We start from the raw sequence: 3,510 nt of genomic DNA on the forward strand, positions 1-3,510 counted from the left end.
GCCGGCCCCGCCGATCGGCTGGCTGGTGTGGTCGTCCGGGCTGGCGTGGATGATCAGGGCCGAGCCGTCGGCGTCCCACAGCCACTGGCCGGGGCCCTCATTGGCGATGCGGGCGCGGGTGGTGAAGACCTCGGCGTTAACGCTGCCGTCCGCCGCCGCGTAAATGTTGGGCAGGTCGCCGTCGTCGGGGCCGTCTGGGTTCAGCAGGCCGTGCGGCGCGGCGGGCTCGCCGTGGTTCACATGGGCCCCCGCCGAGGTGAAGGTGGCCGCGCACTCGCCGGTCGCATGGATGTGCACCCCGTGCCAGCCGGGCGTCAGGCCGGTCGCCTCGATGCGGATCAAGAGCCCCGTGGCGCCCTGACGGAACTGGGCCCGGCCGATCCTCTGGCCCTCGCCATTGATCAGCGTCGCCTCGCCGAAATCGCCGGGCGTGGCGCGCACGGCAGCCCCGTCCGAACCCATGCTGGCGCAGGCGGCGAGGGGGGCGAAAGCCAGGGCGGCGGCGACAGCGATGGGGCGCATGATTTCGTCCTTGGTCGGCGGGTCTGGAGACAGGGGAAAACGGCTGTGAAACTTTGCCTAACAGCCCCCCGGATGCTAGAAAACGCGACAGAGGATCACGTTCCGATTCCGGCTGTCTGAGCCCCGATTTCCTTGACCGACGAACCCATCGACGACGCCCTGCCGCCTGCCAGCGGAGGTGGGGCCGGCCCATCTGATTCGGGCGACATCGCCATCATCACCATCGAGGACGAACTGAAGCGTTCGTACCTCGACTACGCCATGAGCGTGATCGTGTCCCGCGCCCTGCCGGACGCGCGCGACGGCCTGAAACCCGTCCACCGCCGCATCATCTATGCGATGCACGAGGAAGGCCGCACCTCGGACCGCAAGTATGTGAAGTCGGCGAACATCGTCGGCGACGTCATGGGCCGGTATCACCCGCACGGGGACGGCGCGATCTATGACGCCATGGTGCGCATGGCCCAGCCTTTCTCGATGGGGCTGATGCTGATCGACGGCCAGGGCAACTTCGGCTCGGTCGACGGCGATCCGCCCGCCGCCATGCGCTATACCGAAAGCCGCATGACCAAGGCCGCCGAGGCCCTGGTCGCCGACATCGACAAGCACACGGTCGACTTCCAGGAAAACTACGACGGCGCCCGGCTGGAGCCCGTCGTCCTGCCCAGCCGCATTCCGAACCTGCTGGTCAACGGCGCGGGCGGCATCGCCGTCGGCATGGCCACCAACATCCCGCCGCACAATCTGGGCGAGGTCATCGACGCGGCCGTGGCCCTGCTGGACGATCCGAATGTGTCGGACGACGCCCTGCTGGACCTCGTGCCCGGTCCGGACTTCCCGACCGGCGGCGAAATCCTGGGCCGTACGGGCGCCCGGAATGCGCTGCGTGACGGTCGCGGCTCGGTCATGGTGCGCGGCGTCGCCACCATCGAGACCATCCGCAAGGACCGCGAGGCGATCATCGTCACCGAGCTGCCCTATCAGGTGAACAAGAAGACGCTTCAGGAGCGCATCGCCGAGATGGTGCGCGAGAAGCGCATCGAAGGCATCTCCGACGTCAGGGACGAGTCCGACCGCCAGGGCATGCGCCTGGTCATCGAGCTGAAGCGCGATGCGTCCGGCGACGTCGTCCTGAACCAGCTGTGGCGCTTCTCGGCCATGCAGTCGTCGTTCGGCGTCAACATGCTGGCGCTGAACCACGGCCGGCCCGAGCAGATGGGCTTGCGCAAGCTGCTGGAGCTCTTCCTGGAGTTCCGCGAAGAGGTCGTGGTCCGCCGCACCAAGTTCGAACTGGCCAAGGCGCGGGACCGGGGCCACGTCCTGGTCGGTCTGGCCGTCGCCGTCGCCAACATCGACGAGGTCATCCACATCATCCGCTCCTCGGCCGATCCCGCCGAGGCGCGCGAGCGGTTGCAGGCCAAGTCCTGGCCCGTCGGCGACATGATCGCCCTGGTCGAGCTGATCGCCGATCCGCGCAGCGTCCTCATCGAGGGCGACAAGCTGAACCTGACCGACGAACAGGCCCGCGCCATCCTGGCCCTGACGCTCAGCCGTCTGACCGGCCTCGGCCGCGACGACATCTTCGGCGAGGCGAGGGGTCTGGCCGACACCATCCAGGGCCACCTGACCATCCTGTCGGACCGCGCCAACATCCTGGCCATCATCCGCGAGGACCTGCTGGCAGTGAAGAACGAGTTCGCCGTGCCGCGCCGCACCGTCATCGGCGAGGGCGACTTCGAGCTGGAAGACGAGGACCTGATCCCGCGCGAGGACATGGTCGTGACTGTGACCCACGGCGGCTACGTCAAGCGGGTGGCGCTGAACGCCTATCGGACCCAGCACCGCGGCGGCAAGGGCAAGTCGGGCATGTCGATGAAGGACGAGGACGCCGTCGTTGGCGTGTTCTCGGCCTCGACCCACACGCCGGTCCTGTTCTTCGCCACCAACGGCAAGGCCTATAAGCTCAAGGTCTGGAGACTGCCTCTGGGCGCTCCGACCTCGCGCGGCAAGGCGTTCGTGAACCTGCTGCCGATCGAGCCGGGCGATTCGATCATGAACGTCCTGCCCCTGCCCGAGGACGAAGCGACCTGGGGCGACTACGACATCATGTTCGCCACCCGCTCGGGCGACGTGCGCCGGAACAAGCTGTCGGACTTCGCCACGGTGAACCGCGCCGGCAAGATCGCGATGAAGCTGGAGGACGGCGACCACATGGTCGGCGTGGCGCTGTGCACCGCCGAGGACGACGTCCTGCTGACCACCGCGCTCGGCCGCGCCATCCGGTTCAAGGCCGACGATGTCCGGGTCTTCAAGGGTCGGGATTCGACCGGCGTGCGGGGTGTTCGCCTGCAGGAAGGCGACGAGGTCATCTCCATGGCCATCCTCGGCCGGGTCGATGCGACCCCCGATGAGCGGGCCGCCTACGTCAAGCACGCCAACGCCATGCGGAGAGCCGCCGGGGAGGGCGAGGACGAGGCACCCGCCGTGGAGGCCGACGACGAGGCCGAAGGGTCGGGCGACGCGGCCCTGTCGGTCGAACGCATCGCCGAACTGGGCGCGGCCGAGCAGTTCATCCTGACGGTCACCGAGACAGGGTTCGGCAAGCGGTCCTCGGCCTATGAGTACCGCCGCACTGGCCGGGGCGGGCAGGGGCTAACGGCCCACGGCCTGGGCGGGCGCGCCGGCAACCGCCTCGCCGCCGCCTTCCCGGTCGAGGAGGGCGACGACCTGCTGATGGTCACCTCGGGCGGCCAGATGATCCGCACGCCGGTCAACCAGATCCGCATCGTCGGTCGGGCGTCCCAGGGCGTGACGGTGTTCCGCACCGCAGAGGGGGAAAAGGTCGTCTCGGTCGAACGCCTGGCGGACAATGGCGGCGACGAAGCTGAGGTTGAGGGCGAGGGTGGCGAGGCGTAGCCCACCCTCTCCCAAAGCGAGAGGGCTTGAGCGCCCGAGAGCCGTCAGGCGATCGGACTTGCGCGAAAGGGT

2 protein-coding genes are annotated in these 3,510 nt (G+C 68.6%); one reads left to right on the top strand and one right to left on the bottom strand.

Features of this window, described 5'->3' with window-relative positions; all coding sequences use genetic code 11:
- Positions 1 to 522, bottom strand: a 522-nt coding sequence (locus IP78_RS14110) for a superoxide dismutase family protein (RefSeq protein WP_054112300.1), incomplete at its 3' end; no start/stop codon positions are given.
- Between the two features lie 132 nt (positions 523 to 654).
- Here IP78_RS14110 and gyrA point away from each other — a divergent pair.
- Positions 655 to 3,438: a DNA gyrase subunit A gene (gene gyrA, locus IP78_RS14115; RefSeq protein ID WP_054112299.1), complete on the top strand. Its 2,784-nt coding sequence runs from the start codon at positions 655 to 657 to the stop codon at positions 3,436 to 3,438.
- Positions 3,439 to 3,510: the final 72 nt, after the last annotated feature.

The organism is Brevundimonas sp. AAP58, from assembly GCF_001295975.1.
GTDB lineage: Bacteria > Pseudomonadota > Alphaproteobacteria > Caulobacterales > Caulobacteraceae > Brevundimonas.